The following is a 21,113-nucleotide window of genomic DNA, read 5'->3' on the forward strand; positions in this document are numbered from 1 at the left end:
TGAGCACTTCCCCACGTGTCCACGTGCTCACGGGCGGCGCAGGGTCCCACCCCGAACCCCCGGATCTCACCCGAGGAGCACCTTGTGCGCTTCACACAGAGCACCACACGCCCGAGACTCAGATTCCGACACAGGACCGTGGCCGGACTGACCACGCTGCTGCTGCCGTTCGCCACCCTGGTCGCTCTCGGCGCTCCCGCCGAGGCGACCCCCGAAGCCGCCTCCCAGGCCGCTTCCGAGGCCACCGCCACGTACACCAAGACCCAGGACTGGGGCAACGGTTTCGAGGGCAAGTGGACCATCAAGAACACCGGCACCACCACGATCGACTCGTGGAACGTCCAGTGGGACTTCCCCGCCGACACCAAGGTGACCTCGGCCTGGGACGCCACGGTCACCAACTCCGGCACCCGCTGGAGTGCGAAGAACCTCGGCTGGAACGGCACGCTCGGCCCAGGCGCCTCGGTCTCCTTCGGCTTCAACGGCACGGGCCCCGGCGCCCCGGCCAAGTGCACGCTCAACGGCGGCAGTTGTGACGGCGGCAGCGTCCCCGGCGACAACCCGCCGAGCGCCCCGGGCACCCCGACCGCGTCCGGCGTCACCGACACCTCGGTGAAGCTCGACTGGAAGGCCGCCACCGACGACAAGGGCGTCAAGAACTACGACGTCCTGCGCGACGGCGCCAAGGTCGGCACGGTGACGGGCACCTCGTACAGCGACAGCGGGCTGACCGCGGGCACGGACTACTCGTACACCGTCCAGGCCCGTGACACCGCCGACCAGACCGGTCCCGCGAGCGGCGCCGTCAAGGTCCGCACCACCGGCGGCGGCGGCGACCCGGGCCCCGGCCCCGGCGACAAGGTCAAGCTCGGCTACTTCACCGAGTGGGGCGTCTACCAGCGCAACTACCACGCGAAGAACATCGCGACCTCCGGCTCCGCCGCGAAGATCACGCACATCAACTACAGCTTCGGCAACGTCCAGGGCGGCAAGTGCACCATGGGCGACTCCTACGCGGCGATCGACAAGGCCTACACCGCCGACCAGAGCGTCGACGGCGTCGCCGACACCTGGGACCAGCCTCTGCGCGGCAACTTCAACCAGCTGCGCAAACTGAAGGCCAAGTACCCGAACATCAAGATCCTGTGGTCCTTCGGCGGCTGGACCTGGTCCGGCGGCTTCACCGACGCCATGAAGAACCCGGCGGCCTTCGCCAAGTCCTGCCACGACCTGGTCGAGGACCCGCGCTGGGCCGACGTCTTCGACGGCATCGACCTGGACTGGGAGTACCCGAACGCCTGCGGCCTGTCCTGCGACACCTCGGGCCCGGCCGTCTTCAAGACGATGATGCAGGCCTTCCGCAACGAGTTCGGCGCCAAGAACCTCGTCACGGCGGCCATCACCGCGGACGCCTCCGACGGCGGCAAGATCGACTCCGCCGACTACGGCGGCGCGGCGGCCTACGCCGACTGGTACAACGTGATGACGTACGACTTCTTCGGCGCCTGGGCGGCCAAGGGACCGACGGCCCCGCACTCGCCGCTCACCTCCTACGCCGGCATCCCCCAGGAGGGCTTCAACAGCGCCGCCGCCATCGCCAAGCTGAAGGCCAAGGGCGTGCCCGCCACGAAGCTGCTGCTCGGCATCGGCTTCTACGGCCGCGGCTGGACCGGCGTCACCCAGAAGGAGCCGGGCGGTACGGCCACGGGCGCGGCGCCCGGGACCTACGAGGCGGGCATCGAGGACTACAAGGTGCTGAAGAGCTCCTGCCCCTCGAACGGGACGATCGCCGGCACGGCGTACGCCCACTGCGGCACGAACTGGTGGTCCTACGACACCCCGGAGACGGTGCGCTCCAAGATGGCCTGGGCCAAGCAGCAGGGCCTCGGCGGCGCGTTCTTCTGGGAGTTCAGCGGCGACACCGCCAACGGTGAGCTGGTGAGCGCCATCAACGACGGTCTGAAGTAGACCGCACCCCCCAGAACGAAGCCGGGGAGACGGGATCGCCCCCTGTCTCCCCGGCTTCTCCATGTCCGGACTCAGGCCACGTTCACACGCTGCCCCGGAGGCGCCGCCTCCAGCCAGGCCAGGAAACCCGTCAGGGCGTCCTCGCTCATCGCCAGCTCCAGGCGGACACCGCGGTGCGTGCAGCCGAGGACGGTGGCGTCGGAGAGCAGGGCCAGCTCCTCCTCGCCGGCCGGCGCGCGGCGGTCGACGACCTCGATGGCCGAGCGTTCGAGAACGCGGCGGGGCCGGGGGGCGTAGGAGAAGACGCGGTACCACTCGACGCGGTCGCCGTTGTAGCGGGCGACCCCGTACCCCCAGCCCTTGCCGGAGGTGTCGCCCTTCTCCGGGGCCTCCCAGCGCAACGAACAGTCGAACGTCCCGCCGGAGCGCTGGATCAGCCGGCGGCGCAGTCCGAAGACGAAGAGCCCCACCACAACCAGCGCGATCACAGCAAGTCCGCACACGAGCAGAGTGAGGATCATCGGCACCGACCTCCTCGCCTCTACTGTCGGTCAACGGACCGGCAACGGACCAAACACCTTGCACCCGCATTGCCTCAGCCGCGACCCGGTCCGGATTGTTCCCGGACCTGGCCGCGGCTGAGTCACGTCATGCCACGCGCTGGGGTCAGCGCGCGGACACCGCACGCAGTCGGACGTCGGCACGCCGCTCGGCGGAGGCGTCGGCCTCCGACTTCGCGCGCTCCAGCGCCCGCTCCGCACGCTGGACGTCGATCTCGTCGGACAGCTCCGCGATCTCGGCCAGCAGCGACAGCTTGTCGTCCGCGAAGGAGATGAATCCCCCGTGGACAGCGGCGACGACCGTGCCGCCATCGCTCGTACGAATGGTCACCGGGCCCGACTCCAGCACACCGAGCAGCGGCTGGTGACCGGGCATGACGCCGATGTCGCCGGACGTGGTGCGCGCGACGACCAGGGTGGCCTCGCCGGACCAGACGCTGCGGTCCGCGGCGACCAGCTCGACATGCAGCTCAGCAGCCAAGGGTGGCTCCTCGGGTCACCACCCGGCGGCTTCGCCGGGTGTTGGGTCAAATTCTAGTGGGCGTACGACGAGAGGCGGGACTCGGCCCCCGAAGGGGGTGGGCCCGCCCCTCGTCGCGGTGGAGCTGAGGGGCTTCAGGAGACGCCGAGCTCCTTGGCGTTCTTCTTGAGGTCCTCAAGACCACCGCACATGAAGAACGCCTGCTCCGGGAAGTGGTCGTACTCGCCGTCGCAGATCGAGTTGAACGCCGCGATCGACTCCTCGAGGGAGACGTCCGAGCCGTCCACACCGGTGAACTGCTTGGCCGCGTGGGTGTTCTGCGACAGGAAGCGCTCCACGCGACGGGCACGGGCCACGACGAGCTTGTCCTCCTCGCTGAGCTCGTCGATGCCGAGGATCGCGATGATGTCCTGGAGGTCCTTGTACTTCTGCAGGATTCCCTTGACGCGCATGGCGCAGTCGTAGTGGTCCTGCGCGATGTAGCGCGGGTCCAGGATGCGGGACGTGGAGTCCAGCGGGTCCACGGCCGGGTAGATGCCCTTCTCGGAGATCGGACGGGAGAGAACCGTCGTCGCGTCGAGGTGGGCGAACGTGGTGGCCGGGGCCGGGTCGGTCAGGTCGTCCGCGGGGACGTAGATCGCCTGCATCGAGGTGATCGAGTGACCGCGGGTCGAGGTGATGCGCTCCTGGAGGAGACCCATCTCGTCGGCCAGGTTCGGCTGGTAGCCCACCGCGGAGGGCATGCGGCCGAGCAGGGTCGAGACCTCGGAACCGGCCTGGGTGAAGCGGAAGATGTTGTCGATGAAGAACAGCACGTCCTGCTTCTGCACATCGCGGAAGTACTCCGCCATGGTCAGACCGGCCAGGGCGACGCGCAGACGCGTGCCCGGCGGCTCGTCCATCTGGCCGAAGACCAGCGCGGTCTTGTCCAGAACGCCGGCTTCCTCCATCTCGACCATGAGGTCGTTGCCCTCACGGGTGCGCTCGCCGACACCGGCGAAGACGGAGACACCGTCGTGCAGCTTGGCCACACGGACGATCATTTCCTGGATCAGCACGGTCTTGCCGACACCGGCACCACCGAACAGACCGATCTTTCCACCCTTGACGTACGGGGTGAGAAGGTCGACGACCTTCAGGCCGGTCTCGAACATCTCGGTCTTGGACTCGAGCTGGTCGAAGGCCGGGGCCTTGCGGTGGATCGTCCAGCGCTCGGCGTCGGCGACCGTGGACGGGTCGTCGTTCAGCACCTCACCGAGGGTGTTGAACACGCGGCCCTTGGTCACGTCGCCGACCGGCACCGAGATGCCCTTGCCGGTGTTCGTCACCGGGGCCTGGCGGACCAGGCCGTCGGTGGGCTGCATCGAGATGGAGCGGACCACGCCGTCACCCAGGTGCTGGGCGACCTCGAGGGTCAGCGTCTTGCGGCCGCCCTCGATCTCCGGGTCGTCGACCTCGGCGTGCAGGGCGTTGTAGATCTCCGGCATCGCGTCGACGGGGAACTCCACGTCGACGACCGGGCCGATCACCCGGGCGACGCGGCCCGTGGCAACGGCCGTCTCAACAGTGGTCGTCATTACTTGTCACTCCCCGCGGTCGCGTCGGCCAGCGCTGCTGTGCCGCCGACGATCTCGCTGATTTCCTGGGTGATTTCGGCCTGGCGGGCCGCGTTGGCAAGCCGGGAGAGGCTGTTGATCAGATCCCCGGCGTTGTCGGTCGCCGACTTCATCGCGCGGCGCGTGGCGGCGTGCTTGGAGGCGGCCGACTGGAGCATCGCGTTGTAGATACGGCTCTCGACGTACCGCGGCAGCAGGGCGTCGAGGACGTCCTCCGCCGACGGCTCGAAGTCGTACAGCGGAAGGATCTCGCCCTTGGCGGGCTTCTCCTGCGCGACCTCTTCGAGGCTGAGCGGCAGCAGGCGGCCGTCGACGGCCGTCTGCGTCATCATCGAGATGAACTCGGTGTAGACGATGTGGATCTCGTCCACGCCGCCCTCCGCCGTCTCCTTCTCGATCGCCTCGATCAGCGGCGCCCCGACCTTCTTGGCGTCCGCGTACGTGGGCTCGTCGGTGAAGCCCGACCACGACTCCACGACCTTGCGCTCGCGGAAGTTGTAGTGCGACAGGCCACGGCGGCCGACGATGTACGTGTCGACCTCCTTGCCCTCCGTCTCAAGACGCGCGGTCAGCTGCTCCGCGGCCTTGATGGCGTTCGAGTTGAAGGCGCCGGCCAGACCGCGGTCGCTCGTGAGGAGCAGCACCGCGGCACGGGTCGGCGACTCGGCCTCGGTCGTCAGCGGGTGCTTCGTGTTCGAGCCAGTGCCGACCGCCGTGACCGCGCGGGTGAGCTCGGTCGCGTACGGCGTGGAGGCCGCCACCTTGCGCTGCGCCTTGACGACACGCGAGGCGGCGATCATCTCCATCGCCTTGGTGATCTTCTTGGTCGCGGTGACGGATCGGATGCGACGCTTGTAGACCCGGAGCTGAGCTCCCATGAGTCAGGTCCCTTCCTTACGTCACTTGGCGGCGGCCGGAGCGTCCTCGCCGAGAAGCTTCCCGTCCGAGGTCTCGAACTGCTTCTTGAATTCCGCGATGGCGTCGCCGAGGGCCTGGAGGGTGTCGTCCGACATCTTCGCGCCCTCCTTGATGGAGGTCATGAGGCCCTGCTCCTTGCGGTGCAGGTACTCCAGGAGCTCCTTCTCGAAGCGGCGGATGTCGCCCACCGGCACGTCGTCCATGCGACCGGTGGTACCGGCCCACACGGACACGACCTGGTCCTCGGTCGCCATCGGCTCGTACTGCGGCTGCTTGAGCAGCTCGACCATGCGCTGGCCGCGCTCCAGCTGCGCCTTCGACGCGGCGTCCAGGTCGGAACCGAAGGCGGCGAACGCCTCCAGCTCACGGAACTGGGCGAGGTCCACGCGCAGTCGGCCGGAGACCTGCCTCATCGCCTTGTGCTGCGCGGAACCACCGACTCGGGAGACGGAGATACCGACGTTCAGCGCGGGGCGCTGACCGGCGTTGAAGAGGTCCGACTCCAGGAAGCACTGGCCGTCGGTGATGGAGATGACGTTGGTCGGGATGAACGCCGACACGTCGTTCGCCTTGGTCTCGACGATCGGCAGACCCGTCATCGAGCCCTTGCCCAGCTCGTCGGAGAGCTTCGCGCAGCGCTCCAGGAGACGCGAGTGCAGGTAGAAGACGTCACCGGGGTAGGCCTCGCGCCCCGGCGGACGGCGCAGCAGCAGGGACACGGCGCGGTAGGCGTCGGCCTGCTTCGAGAGGTCGTCGAAGACGATGAGGACGTGCTTGCCCTCGTACATCCAGTGCTGGCCGATGGCCGAACCGGTGTACGGCGCCAGGTACTTGAAGCCGGCCGGGTCGGACGCCGGGGCGGCGACGATGGTCGTGTACTCCAGCGCGCCGGCCTCTTCGAGGGCACCGCGCACGGAGGCGATGGTGGACCCCTTCTGACCGATGGCGACGTAGATGCAGCGCACCTGCTTGTTCACGTCGCCCGAGCGCCAGTTGTCGCGCTGGTTGATGATCGTGTCGACGGCCAGGGCGGTCTTGCCGGTCTGGCGGTCACCGATGATCAGCTGACGCTGACCACGGCCGATCGGGGTCATCGCGTCGACGGCCTTGTAGCCGGTCTCCATCGGCTCGTGCACCGACTTACGGGCCATGACGCCCGGGGCCTGCAGCTCGAGGGCGCGACGTCCGCTGGTCTCGATCTCGCCGAGACCGTCGATCGGGTTGCCGAGCGGGTCGACGACGCGGCCGAGGTAACCCTCGCCCACGGCGACGGAGAGCACCTCACCGGTGCGCTGCACCGGCTGGCCCTCCTCGATACCGCTGAACTCGCCGAGGACGACGGCACCGATCTCGCGCTCTTCGAGGTTCAGCGCGAGGCCGAGGGTGCCGTCCTCGAACTTCAGCAGTTCGTTCGCCATCGCCGAGGGAAGACCCTCGACCTTGGCGATACCGTCGCCGGCGACGGTGACCGTACCGACCTCCTCGCGCGAGGCCGCGTCCGGCTTGTACGCCTGGACAAAGTTCTCCAGCGCGTCCCGGATCTCCTCCGGCCGGATCGTGAGCTCCGCCATCTGGGTTCCCTGCTCTCCTTGTTGGGCCCGAAGTTTTCTTGGGGGGTCTGGGGTCAGCCCCCAGGAATCCTCTGCACGGCCCAACTAGGGCCGTATTTCGTGCTTGTTGGGTTACTGGCCGGCCACGCGGCGGCCGGCTTCCTCGATGCGGTCCGCGATGCTGCCGTTGATGACCTCGTCGCCCACCTGGACCCTGATCCCGCCGAGGATCTCGGGGTCCACGTCGAGGTTGAGGTGCATCGGACGTCCGTACACCTTGACCAGGGCGGCACCGAGACGCAGCTTCTGCTGGTCCGAGAGCGGAACAGCGGAAGTGACGACGGCGACCATGCGGTTGCGTCGGTCCGCGGCCAGCTTGGAGAGGGACTCGAGTCCCTCTTCCAGGCTACGTCCGCGGGGCGCGGTCACCAGGCGCTCGACGAGCCGCTCCGTCACGTCCTCGGCGCGACCGCCGAGCAGGCTGCGCAGCAGCTCGCTCTTGGCCGTGCCCGTGGCGGCGCGGTCGGTCAGCGCCGCCCGCAGCCCGGTGCTGGAGGAGACGATCCGGCCGAACCGGAACAGCTCGTCCTCGACGTTGTCCAGCGCGCCGGCCTGCTGCGCGCCGGTCAGATCGGCGAGGTTGGCGAGCTCCTCGAGGGCGTCCACCAGGTCCCGCGACTGCGACCAGCGCGAGCGGACCATGCCGGCCACCAGGTCGGCGGTCTCGCCGCCCACCTGGCCGCTCAGCAGGCGCCCGGCCAGCGCGGCCTTGGCCTCACCGGACTGCGCCGGGTCGGTCAGGACCCGACGCAGCGAGACCTCGCGGCCGAACAGCGCGGTGACCGCGGCCAGCTCGTCCGCGAGCCGCTTCGCGTCGACCGACGTGTTGTCGGTCAGCGCGTCCAGACGCTCGCGCGCGGCGGCCAGTGCCTCGCGGCTGGCTCCGTGCGCTGTCATCGAGCCGCCTCGGCCTTCTCCTCGAGCTCGTCGAGGAAGCGGTCGATGGTGCGGCTCTGCCGGGCGTGGTCCTCAAGGGACTCACCGACGAGCTTGCCGGCCAGGGCGGTGGCCAGGTGGCCCACGTCCTGACGCAGCGACTGCGCGGCGGCCTTGCGGTCGGCCTCGATCTGGGCGTGACCGGCGGCGACGATCTCCTCGCGCTGACGCTGGCCCTCGGCCCGCATCTCGGCGATGAGCTGAGCACCCTGCTCCTGCGCCTCCTGGCGCAGGCGCGCGGCCTCGTGCCGGGCCTCGGCGAGCTGAGCCTTGTACTGCTCGAGCACGCTCTGGGCCTCGGTCTGCGCGGCCTCGGCCTTTTCGATGCCGCCTTCGATCGCCTCGCGGCGCTCTTCCAGAACCTTGTTGATGTTCGGGAGGAACTTCTTGGCGAAGAAGCCGAAGACGATGACGAACGCGATGAGGCCGATGACGAGCTCAGGGATCTCCGGAATCAGAGGGTTTTGAGGCTCCTCCGACGCCAGCTGTACCAGAGAGATCACATCAGTGCCTTCCGTTGAAGTTTCTCGTCAACGAGACCGGATCAGGAAGGAACCGGGTAAACGAAGCCCATGACCAGACCGATGAGCGCCAGGGCCTCACAGAGCACGAAGCCGAGGATCTGGTTCTGGCGGATGAGGCCGGCGGCCTCGGGCTGACGGGCGAGGGCCTGCGTACCGTTACCGAAGATGACGCCGACGCCGATGCCGGGGCCGATCGCGGCGAGGCCGTAGCCGATCGCACCGAAGTTGCCCTGGATGTTGACCGCGGCGAGGGTCTCGAGAGCGGACATGCCGTAACTTCCTTCTTTTTACGGGCCGGTGGGGGTTGGCCACCGGATGTATCGGGGGGAGGAGAGGCGTACTCAGTGGTGCTCGGCGAGCGCGCCCTGGATGTAGCTGGACGCCAGCAGGATGAAGACGTAGGCCTGCAGCGCCTGGATGAACAGCTCGAAGATCGTCATCACGATGACCATCACGAACGAGACACTTGCGTAGGCGATGCCGATGCCGTTCAGCAGGTACCAGCTCGCGATGGTGAAGATCACCAGCAGGACGTGACCCGCGAACATGTTGGCGAAGAGCCGCACCGCGTGGGTGAAGGGCCGGATGATCATGTTCGAGAGGAACTCGAAGAACATGACCATCGGGAAGACGGGGCCGAGCGAGCGGTCGTAGCCGGTGATGTTCTTCCAGCCGCCGATGAAGCCGTGCCTCTTGAAGGTCACGCTCACCCAGAGGATGTAGACGATCGCCGCGAGACCCGCCGGAAGGGCGATGACCGAGGTCACCGGGAACTGGGCGAGCGGAACGACCGACCAGAGGTTCATGATCCAGATGAAGAAGAACAGCGAGACCATCAGAGGGACGTACTTCTCGCCCTCCTTCTTGCCGAGCGTCTCGTAGACGACGCCGCGGCGCACGAAGTCGTAGCCGATCTCACCGATCATCTGGAGCTTGCCAGGAATCAGCTTTGGCTTATTGAAAGCCGCCCAGAAGAAGCCGATGACGACGACCGAACTCACCAGGGCCAGCAGCATCGGCTTGTTGAACTCAAAGCCGCCGACGGTGAAAATCGGCTCGAAGAGGAAGGAGTGCAGGCCGGGGGTCGGGAAACCGCACCCTTCAAAAATATGGCAATCGGTCTCGAAGGCGAGCGTCTGGGCGTTACTCACCGCGAGCTCCTTCAACGTGGCGCATGGGTACGGCAACCTCGATGTGTCGGCGCGGCCTACGACCGCGGAGCGGCACTGGACTGGACTTGCGGATTTGGGGGCGGCGGCTGGGCTCCGAGCCGTAAGGCTTCACAGGCACGGCCGCCTCCCGCGCCAGCTCTGCCGCAGTTGTGGCGAGACCATAGCAAATGAGCGGAGGCCTTCTTACGCTGCCCCTACAGCTCACGATTGCGGCCGGGCGGATTCCGGCTCCACGTAGAGGACCTTGGCCTTCATATGGGAGCGCACCTGCGCGGCCATCCACACCAAAGTGGCGGCGAGCAGGGTGAACGCGAAGCACTTGTGATTGAAGGCCGACGTACCGCGCAGCGCGGTGAGAGCGACCATCAGCACCAGGATCTGGACGGTGTAGACCAGCAGACCCATCATCTGGAACAGATGAGGGAAGGAGCGCGCGCCTCGCTGCAGCGCCACAAGGCCACCGCCCATGAACAACAGGACGACCAGTGCGCCGAAGGTGGCACCGAGCGCACCCTTGCCGCCGGCTACGGCGGCGCTGACCGCGATCCCCGCCGCGCCCGCGGCAGCGGTGGGCAGGGCACAGTGCAGGAGTGTGCGGGCGTCGTTGGACTGCATGGCGGCAGCTCCTCCGGCGAAATTTGGGGACGTGGCATTGCGATCGTCGAGCGAAGGCCCTGGCCCGGACACGACGAGGCGCACCTCACCAAGGCGGCCAGTCTCTTCGGGGCCGCCCCAATATATCTCGGGTTCTCGTGAACCGTATCACAAACTATTTGATGCAGTCTTTACCTGAAAGTGTGCCGACCGTCACACGTTCGGCCCACCGCGCGCGTTGCGCGTTGGCCGCGCGCGCGTCGGGGTGGTAGCCGCCGCTAGTCGCGCTCGTGCGACCGTACACGAGGCCGCGCGGAGAGCGCCGTGCTGCCGTGCGGGCGCCCGGCGCCGCTCAGCTCGGGCACCGGGGCGGCGGCCTCGGCGGAGAGCTTCTCGGGGCCGTCCGGGGCCGGTTCGGCGGTGGCCCGCTCCTGCCTGCGGCGGCGGTAGCGCGGCGGCACGAACGCCTCCGCCCAGCGCGGGGTGCGCGGCGTGAAGCGCGGCAGCAGGAGCAGCACGAGGCCCAGCGCGCTCAACGCGACGATGACGAACAGGATCCACACGCTGGTGGAGTGCACCGAGTACGCGACGGTGCCGAAGGCGATGAGCGCCGACCAGAAGTACATGATCAGCACCGCACGGCTGTGCGAGTGGCCGATCTCCAGGAGCCGGTGGTGCAGGTGCCCGCGGTCGGCGGCGAACGGCGACTTGCCGTTCCAGGTGCGGCGCACGATCGCGAGGACCAGGTCGGCGAAGGGGATCGCGATGATCGTGAGCGGCATCAGGAGCGGGATGAAGACCGGCAGCATCGCGTGCGTGGCGTCGCGGTCGCCGCCGAAGTTCAGCTTCAGGGTGGCCGGATCGACCTGTCCCGTCACGGAGATGGCGCCGGCCGCCAGGATCAGGCCGATGAGCATCGAGCCGGAGTCGCCCATGAAGATGCGGGCGGGGTGCATGTTGTGCGGCAGGAAGCCCAGGCACATGCCCATGAGGATGGCGGCGAAGAGGGTCGCGGGGGCGGCGGCCTCGATGCCGTAGCCGTACCAGATGCGGTAGGCGTACATGAACGACGCGGCGGAGGCGATGCAGACCATGCCGGCCGCGAGGCCGTCGAGGCCGTCCACGAAGTTGACGGCGTTGATGGTGATGACCACGAGCGCGACCGTGAGCAGCGTGCCCTGGCCGGAGGTCAGGGAGACCGGGCCGACGCCGGGGATGGGGATCCACAGGATCGTCAGGCCCTGCATCACCATGACGCCCGCGGCGATCATCTGGCCGCCGAGCTTGATCAGCGCGTCGATCTCGAACTTGTCGTCGAGGACGCCGATCAGCCAGATCAGCGCCGCCCCGGAGAGCAGCGCGCGCGGTTCGTTGGAGTTCTCGAAGACCGCGTTGAGGTTCGGCAGGTGGTCGGCGACCAGCAGGCCCGCGCACAGGCCGAAGAACATCGCGATCCCGCCGAGCCGGGGCGTGGGCTCCCGGTGCACGTCCCGAGCGCGGATCTCCGGCATCGCGCCGGCCACGATCGCGAACTTCCGCACCGGTCCGGTCAGCAGATAGGTCACCGCGGCCGTGATGCAGAGCGTCAGCAGGTATTCACGCACGGGCTTCCCCACAGGTATCGCTGGCCATCTCAGCCCCACACCCTAGCTTTGCGCGCATACGGTTGGGGACTTACGGGTAGCGACGATGGTTGCACGAGTACGCGCCCGTCTCTGACGCGGCCACCCCCTCCTATCGCGGATACGGTGGAAATCCGCCCGCCAGTTCGCGCACCTCACGCCGTACGTCCGCGCCCTCGTGCACCGCGTCGGCCAGCAGGCCGGCGATCCGCTCCATCTCGGGGCCGGTCATCCCCTGGGTCGTGACGGCCGCCGTGCCCAGGCGCAGCCCGCGGGCGTCACCGTGCGCCAGGGCGCAGGTGTCCAGGACGATCCCGGCGGCGGCGAGCCTGCCGCGTGCGGTGTGCGCGTCCACCCCGAGGGGCGCGGGGTCGATCAGGAGCAGGTGGGTGTCGGTGCCGCCGGTGGCGACCGCGAACCCGGCGGCGGCCAGGCCCTCGGCCAGCGTGCGCGCGTTGGCGACCACCTGCTGGGCGTACGACCTGAAGGCCGGCGCCGACGCCTCGCCGAAGGCGACGGCCTTGGCCGCGATTGTGTGCATCTGGGCGCCTCCCTGCGTGAACGGGAAGACGGCCCGGTCGATCCTGTGCGCCAGGTCCGCCCCGCAGAGCAGGAGGCCGCCCCTGGGGCCGCGCAGGACCTTGTGGGTGGTGGCGCAGACGACGTCGGCGTGCGGCACCGGGCTCGGCGCCGCTCCCCCGGCCACCAGGCCAAGGGGGTGGGCCGCGTCGGCGATGAGGTAGGCGCCCACGTCGTCGGCGATCGCGCGGAAGGCCGCGTAGTCGATGTGCCGGGGGTAGGAGATCGAACCGCAGACGATCGCCTTCGGGCGGTGGGCACGGGCCAGGGCGTGCACCTGGTCGTGGTCGATGAGCCCGGTGTCGGCGTCGACGCCGTAGCCGACGAAGTCGAACCAGCGTCCGGAGAAGTTCGCGGGCGAGCCGTGCGTGAGGTGCCCGCCGTACGGCAGGCCCATGGCGAGGACGGTGTCGCCGGGCCGCAGCAGCGCGGCGTACGCGGCGAGGACGGCGGAGGAGCCGGAGTGCGCCTGCACGTTGGCGTGTTCGGCGCCGAAGAGGGCCTTGGCGCGCTCCACGGCGAGCCGCTCGGCGACGTCCACCAGTTCGCAGCCGCCGTGGTGGCGGGCGCCGGGGTAGCCCTCGGCGTACTTGTTGGCGAGCGGGGAGCCGAGGGCGGTCAGGACGGCCGGTGAGGTGAAGTTCTCGGCGGCGACCAGCTGGAGCCCGGCGGACTGCCGGGCGGCCTCGGCGGCGAGGACCTCGGCCAGCTCGGGGTCCTGCCGGCGCAGCGCGTCGAGGTCGGTGTACGACGCCGGGTGGGCGGCGGGGGCGGCGGTGCTGACCGTGCTGAGCGACATCGTGGGCTCCGGGGCCTGGCGGGGGGTGACCTCAGATCCAATGTAGGCCGCCGCCCGGGGGCGGGCACCCCGGTCCGGCTACATGTGTGCGGGCACCCCGGTCAGCGCCGTCACCACGGGGTCGAGCGCCTGGTTGATCTCGTCGCCCACGGACCGGAAGAACGGCAGCGGGGCGCCGTAGGGGTCGTACACCTCGTCGGCCTCGACGTTCGGCGCCAGCAGCCAGCCGCGCAGGGCGGCGGCGGCCCGCACCAGGGCGCGGGCGCGCTCCACCACGCCGTTGCCGTCGGGCTCGGGCAGGGTGGTCGGGTCTATGGCCCGCACCAGGCGCGTGAACTCCTTGAGCGTGAACGTGCGCAGGCCCGCCGAGTGGCCCATGGAGATGACCTGGGCCCGGTGGTCGCGGGTGGCGGTCAGGACCAGGTCGGCGCGGATGACGTGGTCGTCGAGGAGTTCGCGTCCCATGAAGCCGCTGGCGTCCGCGCCGAAGTCGGCGAGGACCGTCTCGGCGTTGGTCTCCATGGGGGCGCCCTCGTGGCCCCAGGTGCCCGCGCTCTCCACGATCAGGCCGCCGGTGAGCGGGTCGCCGAGCCGGTCGGCGAGGGCATGGCGGGTCAGCCGCTCGGTGATCGGCGAGCGGCACACGTTGCCGGTGCTGACGTGGAGGATGCGGAAGGTGCCCGCAGAGCCCGGGAAGCCCGTTATGCCACGCCCCGTCTCAGGGGCTGTCAATTCGCCACCTCGAGGTCGGGGACCACCTTGCGCAGCTCGTCCGCGTCGAGGGCGCCGGCCCGGAGCAGGACCGGCACCCGGCCCGTGACGTCGACGATCGAGGAGGGGACGATGCCGGGCGTCGGGCCGCCGTCCAGGTACACGGAGACGGAGTCGCCGAGCATGTCCTGGGCGGCGTCGCAGTCCTCGGGGGCGGGGTGCCCGGTGAGGTTGGCGGAGGAGACGGCCATCGGGCCGACCTCGGTGAGCAGTTCGATGGCGACGGGGTGCAGCGGCATGCGGATGGCGACCGTGCCGCGGGTGTCGCCGAGGTCCCACTGGAGGGAGGGCTGCTGCTTGGCGACCAGGGTCAGGGCGCCGGGCCAGAAGGCGTCGACCAGCTCCCAGGCCATCTCGGAGAAGTCGGTGACCAGGCCGTGCAGGGTGTTCGGGGAGCCGATGAGGACGGGCGTCGGCATGTTGCGGCCGCGGCCCTTGGCGTCGAGCAGGTCGGCGCACGCCTCGGGGCTGAAGGCGTCGGCGCCGATGCCGTAGACGGTGTCGGTGGGCAGGACGACCAGCTCGCCCCGGCGGACGGCGGACGCGGCCTCGCGCAGACCGGTCGAGCGGTCGGTCGCGTCGTTGGTGTCGTATCGCCGTGCCATCAGCGGGCCTCCTCGTACACGTACTGCTGCCTTGGGGTATCGGTCATCACGGCGTCGCCTTGCGGGCTGTCGCGAAGCGCGGCCGGTTGTTGAGGTCGGGGTGGTCGGCCGCGTCGGCCCAGCCCCGCTCCTCGGTGAAGATCCAGGGGACCTGGCCGCCCTGGGTGTCGGCGTGCTCGACGACGACGACCCCGCCCGGGCGCAGCAGCCGGTGGGCGGTGCGCTCGATGCCGCGGATCAGGTCCAGGCCGTCCTCGCCGGAGAACAGGGCGAGGTCGGGGTCGTAGTCGCGGGCCTCCGGGGCGACGTACTCCCATTCGGTGAGGGGGATGTACGGCGGGTTGGAGACCACCAGGTCGACCTGGCCGTCCAGCTCGGGGAACGCGTCGCGGGCGTCGCCCTGGACGAGCTTGACCCGGGAGCCCTCGACGTTCTTGCGGGTCCACTTCAGGGCGTCCTCGGACAGCTCCACGGCGTGCACGCGCGAGCGCGGCACCTCCTGGGCGAGGGCCAGCGCGATGGCGCCGGAGCCGGTGCACAGGTCGACGATGAGCGGTTCGACGACGTCCATCGCGCGCACCGCGTCTATGGCCCAGCCGACGACCGACTCGGTCTCGGGGCGGGGCACGAAGACGCCGGGGCCGACCTGGAGCTCCAGGTAGCGGAAGTAGGCGCGGCCGGTGATGTGCTGGAGCGGCTCGCGGGCCTCACGGCGCGCGATGGTCTCCCAGTAGCGGGCGTCGAAGTCGGTGTCCTTGACGGAGTGCAGCTCGCCCCGCTTCACGCCGTGCACGAAGGCCGCGAGCTCCTCCGCGTCGTTGCGCGGCGAGGGCACGCCGGCGACGGCCAGCCGCTGGGTGGCCTGGGCCACTTCCGCGAGCAGCAGGTTCACGCATGTCCTCCGGGGGCGTCGTACGAGGGATGGGGGCGTCAGGCCGCCGCGAGCTTGGCCGCGGAGTCCGCGTCGACGCAGGCCTGGATGACCGCGTCCAGCTCGCCGTCGAGCACCTGGTCCAAGTTGTACGCCTTGAAGCCGACGCGGTGGTCCGAGATCCGGTTTTCCGGGTAGTTGTACGTCCGGATCTTCTCGGAGCGGTCGACGGTGCGGACCTGGCTGCGGCGGGCGTCGGCGGCCTTGCTCTCCGCCTCCTCCTGGGCGGCGGCGAGCAGCCTGGAGCGCAGGATGCGCATGGCCTGCTCCTTGTTCTGGAGCTGGCTCTTCTCGTTCTGGCAGGAGGCGACGACGCCGGTCGGCAGGTGGGTGATGCGCACCGCGGAGTCGGTGGTGTTCACGGACTGGCCGCCGGGGCCCGAGGAGCGGTAGACGTCGATGCGCAGGTCGTTGGCGTGGATCTCGACGTCGATCTCCTCGGCCTCGGGCGTCACCAGGACGCCGGCGGCGGAGGTGTGGATGCGGCCCTGCGACTCGGTGGAGGGCACGCGCTGCACCCGGTGCACGCCGCCCTCGTACTTCAGCCGGGCCCACACGCCCTGGCCGGGCTCGGTGGCGCCCTGGCCGCCCTTGGTCTTCACGGCGACCTGGACGTCCTTGTAGCCGCCCAGCTCGGACTCGGTGGAGTCGATGATCTCGGTCTTCCAGCCGACGCGCTCGGCGTAGCGCAGATACATGCGCAGCAGGTCGCCGGCGAACAGGGCGGACTCGTCGCCGCCCGCGCCCGCCTTGATCTCCAGGATGACGTCCTTGTCGTCGGACGGGTCCCGGGGCACGAGCAGCAGCCGCAGCTTCTCGGTGATCTCGTCGCGCCGGCGCTCCAGGTCCTTGACCTCGGCGGCGAACTCGGGGTCGTCGGCGCCCAGCTCGCGGGCGGTCTCGATGTCGTCCCCGGTCTGCTTCCAGGTGCGGTACGTCGTGACGATCGGGGTCAGCTCGGCGTAGCGCTTGTTGAGCTTGCGCGCGTTGGCCTGGTCGGCGTGGACCGACGGGTCGGCGAGCTTCTTCTCGAGATCGGCGTGTTCGCCGATCAGTTCCTCGACCGCCTCGAACATCGGGGGCTCCTGGTTTTCTGCGCGAGGGATTTCTGCGCGAGGGTGCTTCGCGCGGGTTTCTACGCGAATTGGCTGCGGGACGGCAAAAGCGCCGGTCCCGGCCACCCCCTCCCGAGGGCGGCCGATGACCGGCGCAGTGGCTCGCTACTTCTTGGCAGCCGCGGCCTTGCCGAAGCGGGCCTCGAAGCGGGCCACGCGGCCACCGGTGTCGAGGATCTTCTGCTTGCCCGTGTAGAACGGGTGGCACTCGGAGCAGACCTCGGCGCGGACGGTGCCGCTGGAGATCGTGCTGCGGGTGGTGAACTCGGCGCCACAGGTGCAGCTGACCTGGGTCTCGACGTACTCGGGGTGGATGTCGCGCTTCAAGGTGTCTCCTAGTTTCGGGAGGGCGCCGGGTCGTACGGGCGGATTGCTCGTACGTGAACCGGGGCCGACGTACCAGTCTGCCAGGACCGGCCGTATCTCCCAAAACGAGGGGAGGCCGGGATCTATTCCGGGGCCGGTTCCGGGGCCGTGCGGGCCGGTCCTATCCGCTGCTCACCACGGAGCCCACGGCTCCCTTGTCGCCCGCGGACTTGTCGGTGGCGGACTTCGGGATGGGCCTGTCGGCCCGCAGGGCGTCCCAGACCTCCCGGTCGGCCTCTTCGAGGGGCAGGACGCGGTTGGGGTCGGCGGAGTCGTACTGGATGGGCATCGTGACCATCTTCATGTCGCCCGCGCCGATGCCCTTGAGGCCGTTCGCGAAGCCCGCGAGGCTCTTGACGTCGTTCAGGTCGGAGTCCGTGGTGACGGCGCTGGTCGCGTCGTCGGCGAGGTCGAAGAGCTTCTTCGGGCTGCTGAACACCCCGACCTCCTTGACCTGGTCCAGCAGGGCCTTGATGAACGCCTGCTGGAGCTGGATGCGGCCGAGGTCGCTGCCGTCGCCGACGCCGTGGCGGGTGCGGACCAGGCCGAGCGCCTGCTCACCGTTCAGGGTGTGTGTGCCCGCGTCCAGGTCGAGGTGGCTGTCCTTGTCGTGGATCGCCTTCTTGGTGGTGATGTCGACGCCGCCGAGGGTGTCGATGAGCTTCTTGAAGCCCGTGAAGTCCACTTCGAGGTAGTGGTCCATCCTGATGCCGGACATCTCCTCGACGGTCTTGACGGCGCAGGCGGGGCCGCCGACCTCGTACGCCGTGTTGAACATCTGGCGCTGCCCGCCGGGGTCCGTGCGGCCGTCCTCGCTCGCGCATTCGGGCCGGGATATGAGGGTGTCGCGGGGTATGGAGACCACGCTGGCCTTCTGGTGGCCCTTGTAGACGTGGACGATCATCGCGGTGTCGGAGCGGGCCGCGCCCTCGTCCTTGCCGTACTTGGCGTTCTTGCCGGAGCGGGAGTCGGAGCCGAGGACCAGGATGTCCTGGGAGCCGTTGTCGATGTCCGGGGGGCGGTTGGTGCCGAGGGCGGCGTTGATGTCGACGCCCTTGATGTTGCCGTTGAGCTTGAAGTACAGGAAGCCGGCGCCCGCGCCGCCGAGGACGACCACCGAGGCCGCGGCCCACGCCGTGCCGACGAGCACCTTCTTGCGCTTGTCGCGCGGCTTGCGGCGACGGCCGCGCTTGCCCCGCTTGCGCGCGGCGGCGGCCCTGCTCTCGTCGGTCATGCGCCCCTCAGTCCTCGTCGGCCGGTACCCCCTGATGTCAGGGTCAAGCGTGGTTTTCCGTCACTTGTCAGACGGGAAATCCGAAAGAAGGGTTGCACGGCGCCCTGTGTGCGCCCCGGGTCGCATTCGCTACGGACCGTGTGGACGGCCCAGCCCTTTTCCGCTTCTCACCTGCGCTTTCACGCCTTGTGGCGCTGCCGCCCGAAGACGTGAGAATTTCTTATGCGTGTGGCCAACGTCTCGCGTGCGACAAAAGGGCCGCCCCGTCACAGGTGTGACGGGACGGCCCTTTCGTGTGCCGGTGACGACTAGTCGTTGCCGTTGCCCGGCGTCGGGGTCGTCTTCTGGATCTGCAGCAGGAACTCGCCGTTCGACTTCGTCTGCTTCATCTTGTCCAGCAGCAGCTCGATGGCCTGCTGCTGGTCGAGCGCGTGCAGCACGCGGCGCAGCTTCCAGGTGACGGCGAGCTCGTCGCTGCCGAGCAGGATCTCTTCCTTGCGGGTGCCGGACGCGTCCACGTCCACCGCCGGGAAGATGCGCTTGTCGGCGAGCTTGCGGTCGAGCTTGAGCTCGGCGTTGCCGGTGCCCTTGAACTCCTCGAAGATGACCTCGTCCATGCGGGACCCGGTGTCGACGAGCGCGGTGGCGAGGATGGTCAGCGAGCCGCCGTCCTCGATGTTGCGCGCGGCACCGAAGAAGCGCTTCGGCGGGTACAGGGCCGTCGAGTCGACACCACCGGACAGGATGCGGCCGGAGGCCGGCGCCGCCAGGTTGTAGGCACGTCCCAGACGCGTGATCGAGTCGAGCAGCACGACGACGTCGTGGCCCAGCTCCACCAGGCGCTTGGCGCGCTCGATGGCCAGCTCGGCGACCGTGGTGTGGTCCTCGGCGGGACGGTCGAAGGTCGAGGAGATGACCTCGCCCTTCACCGACCGCTGCATGTCGGTGACCTCTTCCGGACGCTCGTCGACCAGGACGACCATCAGGTGGCACTCGGGGTTGTTGACCGTGATCGCGTTGGCGATCGCCTGCATGATCATGGTCTTGCCGGTCTTCGGCGGGGCCACGATCAGGCCGCGCTGTCCCTTGCCGATGGGCGCGACGAGGTCGATGATGCGGGTGGTGAGCACGCCCGGGTCGGTCTCCAGGCGGAGCCGGTCCTGCGGGTAAAGGGGCGTCAGCTTGCTGAACTCCGGTCGCCCGCGCCCGGATTCGGCCGCCATGCCGTTCGCCGAGTCGAGGCGTACGAGCGCGTTGAACTTCTCGCGGCGCTCGCCGTCCTTGGGCTGGCGGACGGCGCCGGTGACGTGGTCGCCCTTGCGCAGGCCGTTCTTGCGGACCTGGGCCAGCGAGACGTACACGTCGTTGGGGCCGGGGAGGTAGCCCGACGTACGGATGAACGCGTAGTTGTCGAGGATGTCCAGGATGCCCGCGACGGGGATCAGGACGTCGTCCTCGGAGACCTGCGGCTCGTTGCCGAAGCCCTGCTCGTCGCGCCCGCGGCGGCCACGGCGGTCCCGGTAGCGACCGCGGCGGCCGCGGCGGCCACCCTCGAAGTCGTCCCCGTCCTCGTCGGCCCGCGGGCCGTTGTCCCGCTGGCGGTCCTGGCGGTCCGGACGGCCGCCGCCCTGCTGCTGGCGGTCCTGCCGGTCCTGACGGTCCTGGCGGCCCCCGCTCTGCTGGCCGCCGCCCTGCTGGTCGTCGCCCTTGTTGCCGCGGCGGTCGCGGTCGCGGCCGCGGCCCTGGCGGTCCCGGCGCTCGCGGCGGCCCTCGGCGTCACCGGAGGCCTCGCCGCCCTTGGCCTCGGACGCGTCGCCCTTGGCCTCGGCCTTCGGCTCGCTCTTGGCCTCGGCGGTGACGGTCTCCGGGCTGCCCGCGTCGGCGGTGGCCCGGCGCCGGCGGCGCTCGCCGGCCGGCTGGTCGTCCGCGCCGCGCTCGGCCGGCTGGCCGGGGATCTCGATCTGCTGCTGGGCGGGGGCCTTCTCGGCCTTGGGGCTCTCGGCCTTGTCGGCGGCGGCCGCCTTGCCGGTGCTCACCGCGTCCTCACCCGTACGGGCCTTGGAGGTGGCCCGGCGCTTGGGCTTGGTCTCGGCGGTGTCGCCGGCGGGCGCGGCGCTCTTCGCCGGGGCTCCGCCCCCTGCCTGCGCCTCCTTGATGACCTCGATCAGCTGGCTCTTGCGCATACGCCCGGTTCCCTTGATCCCAAGGCCCGAGGCGACCTGCTGCAGTTCCGCCAGCACCATGCCCTCGAGGCCGGTGCCACGGCGCCGCCGGGACCCGGCCGAAGCACCGGTGGCAGGCGCCGCGGAGGCGTCCGTGGCGGGCGTGTCGGCAGTCACGCCCATCAGATCGGTGGTGTCGCTCACGAAGGGTCCTTCCCTGGAGCGGACGTCGGCCTGTCTGGCTCGGCGACCGGTTGTGCTGTCCGGCGGTCCTATGCGTATGGACCGTGCCGGGGCGGTGGTCCGCCAACGAGGCGGAAGAATTCATTGGTGATGGCGATTGCGATGCCGTGCCACTGATGTGCGGTGTCACTCGGCTCGGTCACGCCGGTTCCGGAGCGTGCTCAGGACCGCTCAGTGCGGGGCACGAAGCAGTTTGGGGGGCTCCCGGAAGAATGGTTGTCCCGGACGGGGACACAAAGCACCTCGCCATGGTGAGGTCGGGTGCAGACTTGAGATTAACACTACCGGATCCAACAAACATTCCCCC

The 21,113-nt window shown here is 69.5% G+C and carries 20 protein-coding genes; 1 reads left to right on the top strand and 19 read right to left on the bottom strand.

Going from position 1 to position 21,113, the window contains the following annotated elements:
• Window positions 1–138 precede the first annotated feature (138 nt).
• Entirely contained in the window at window positions 139–1,968 is a 1,830-nt protein-coding gene (locus ACZ516_RS22280) for a glycoside hydrolase family 18 chitinase (RefSeq protein ID WP_358585125.1), read from the top strand.
• Between the two features lie 71 nt (window positions 1,969–2,039).
• On the opposite strand, the gene ACZ516_RS22285 is transcribed toward ACZ516_RS22280, so the two are convergent.
• The 19 genes from ACZ516_RS22285 to rho form a co-directional block, all read right to left on the bottom strand.
• Window positions 2,040–2,489 (bottom strand): DUF2550 domain-containing protein, encoded by a 450-nt coding sequence (locus ACZ516_RS22285; RefSeq protein ID WP_358585123.1) that lies wholly within the window; start codon window positions 2,487–2,489, stop codon window positions 2,040–2,042.
• A gap of 145 nt (window positions 2,490–2,634) precedes the next feature.
• Window positions 2,635–3,009 carry a F0F1 ATP synthase subunit epsilon gene (locus tag ACZ516_RS22290; RefSeq protein ID WP_358585121.1) on the bottom strand — a complete coding sequence of 125 codons (375 nt, stop codon included), beginning with the start codon at window positions 3,007–3,009 and terminating at the stop codon, window positions 2,635–2,637.
• A 134-nt stretch (window positions 3,010–3,143) separates the two neighbouring features.
• Window positions 3,144–4,586, bottom strand: a complete 1,443-nt coding sequence (atpD, locus tag ACZ516_RS22295; RefSeq protein WP_361079374.1) for a F0F1 ATP synthase subunit beta — start codon at window positions 4,584–4,586, stop codon at window positions 3,144–3,146.
• Window positions 4,586–5,503: a F0F1 ATP synthase subunit gamma gene (locus ACZ516_RS22300; RefSeq protein ID WP_361079376.1), complete on the bottom strand. Its 918-nt coding sequence runs from the start codon at window positions 5,501–5,503 to the stop codon at window positions 4,586–4,588. Before ACZ516_RS22300 ends, atpD begins: the two co-directional genes overlap by 1 nt.
• A 21-nt stretch (window positions 5,504–5,524) precedes the next feature.
• Window positions 5,525–7,114, bottom strand: a complete 1,590-nt coding sequence (atpA, locus tag ACZ516_RS22305) for a F0F1 ATP synthase subunit alpha (protein WP_358585115.1) — start codon at window positions 7,112–7,114, stop codon at window positions 5,525–5,527.
• Window positions 7,115–7,225: 111 nt separating this feature from the next.
• The gene (locus tag ACZ516_RS22310) at window positions 7,226–8,050 is read right to left on the bottom strand and encodes a F0F1 ATP synthase subunit delta (RefSeq protein ID WP_358585113.1); all 825 of its coding nucleotides are present in this window, start codon (window positions 8,048–8,050) and stop codon (window positions 7,226–7,228) included.
• Window positions 8,047–8,592 carry a F0F1 ATP synthase subunit B gene (locus tag ACZ516_RS22315; RefSeq protein WP_125515121.1) on the bottom strand — a complete coding sequence of 182 codons (546 nt, stop codon included), beginning with the start codon at window positions 8,590–8,592 and terminating at the stop codon, window positions 8,047–8,049. The genes ACZ516_RS22310 and ACZ516_RS22315 overlap by 4 nt, the downstream gene beginning before the upstream one ends.
• 41 nt (window positions 8,593–8,633) lie before the next feature.
• Window positions 8,634–8,882 (bottom strand): ATP synthase subunit c family protein, encoded by a 249-nt coding sequence (locus ACZ516_RS22320; RefSeq protein WP_030792134.1) that lies wholly within the window; start codon window positions 8,880–8,882, stop codon window positions 8,634–8,636.
• 72 nt (window positions 8,883–8,954) lie between these two features.
• On the bottom strand, window positions 8,955–9,764 hold the full coding sequence (gene atpB / locus ACZ516_RS22325; RefSeq protein WP_361079379.1) for a F0F1 ATP synthase subunit A: 810 nt from the start codon (window positions 9,762–9,764) through the stop codon (window positions 8,955–8,957).
• Between the two features lie 222 nt (window positions 9,765–9,986).
• Complete coding sequence (locus ACZ516_RS22330; protein ID WP_358585109.1) at window positions 9,987–10,400, bottom strand: hypothetical protein; 414 nt, start codon at window positions 10,398–10,400, stop codon at window positions 9,987–9,989.
• 257 nt (window positions 10,401–10,657) lie between these two features.
• Window positions 10,658–11,983: an MraY family glycosyltransferase gene (locus ACZ516_RS22335; RefSeq protein WP_358585107.1), complete on the bottom strand. Its 1,326-nt coding sequence runs from the start codon at window positions 11,981–11,983 to the stop codon at window positions 10,658–10,660.
• A 130-nt stretch (window positions 11,984–12,113) separates the two neighbouring features.
• Complete coding sequence (locus ACZ516_RS22340) at window positions 12,114–13,379, bottom strand: serine hydroxymethyltransferase (RefSeq protein WP_469011460.1); 1,266 nt, start codon at window positions 13,377–13,379, stop codon at window positions 12,114–12,116.
• A gap of 78 nt (window positions 13,380–13,457) precedes the next feature.
• A complete protein-coding gene (locus ACZ516_RS22345; RefSeq protein WP_125515116.1) occupies window positions 13,458–14,111 on the bottom strand; it encodes an arsenate reductase/protein-tyrosine-phosphatase family protein in 654 nt (217 codons plus the stop codon).
• Entirely contained in the window at window positions 14,108–14,755 is a 648-nt protein-coding gene (locus ACZ516_RS22350) for an L-threonylcarbamoyladenylate synthase (protein WP_030792118.1), read from the bottom strand. The genes ACZ516_RS22345 and ACZ516_RS22350 overlap by 4 nt, the downstream gene beginning before the upstream one ends.
• Before the next feature lie 46 nt (window positions 14,756–14,801).
• Window positions 14,802–15,647, bottom strand: a complete 846-nt coding sequence (gene prmC, locus ACZ516_RS22355; protein WP_358585103.1) for a peptide chain release factor N(5)-glutamine methyltransferase — start codon at window positions 15,645–15,647, stop codon at window positions 14,802–14,804.
• A gap of 38 nt (window positions 15,648–15,685) precedes the next feature.
• Window positions 15,686–16,762 (bottom strand): peptide chain release factor 1, encoded by a 1,077-nt coding sequence (gene prfA, locus ACZ516_RS22360; RefSeq protein ID WP_358585101.1) that lies wholly within the window; start codon window positions 16,760–16,762, stop codon window positions 15,686–15,688.
• A gap of 144 nt (window positions 16,763–16,906) precedes the next feature.
• The gene (rpmE, locus tag ACZ516_RS22365; protein ID WP_030792109.1) at window positions 16,907–17,128 is read right to left on the bottom strand and encodes a 50S ribosomal protein L31; all 222 of its coding nucleotides are present in this window, start codon (window positions 17,126–17,128) and stop codon (window positions 16,907–16,909) included.
• 160 nt (window positions 17,129–17,288) lie between these two features.
• Window positions 17,289–18,401 carry an LCP family protein gene (locus tag ACZ516_RS22370; RefSeq protein ID WP_469011461.1) on the bottom strand — a complete coding sequence of 371 codons (1,113 nt, stop codon included), beginning with the start codon at window positions 18,399–18,401 and terminating at the stop codon, window positions 17,289–17,291.
• Between the two features lie 308 nt (window positions 18,402–18,709).
• Entirely contained in the window at window positions 18,710–20,767 is a 2,058-nt protein-coding gene (gene rho, locus ACZ516_RS22375) for a transcription termination factor Rho (RefSeq protein WP_469011462.1), read from the bottom strand.
• Window positions 20,768–21,113: the final 346 nt, after the last annotated feature.

It is taken from the genome of Streptomyces sp. NPDC034037 (assembly GCF_055575715.1).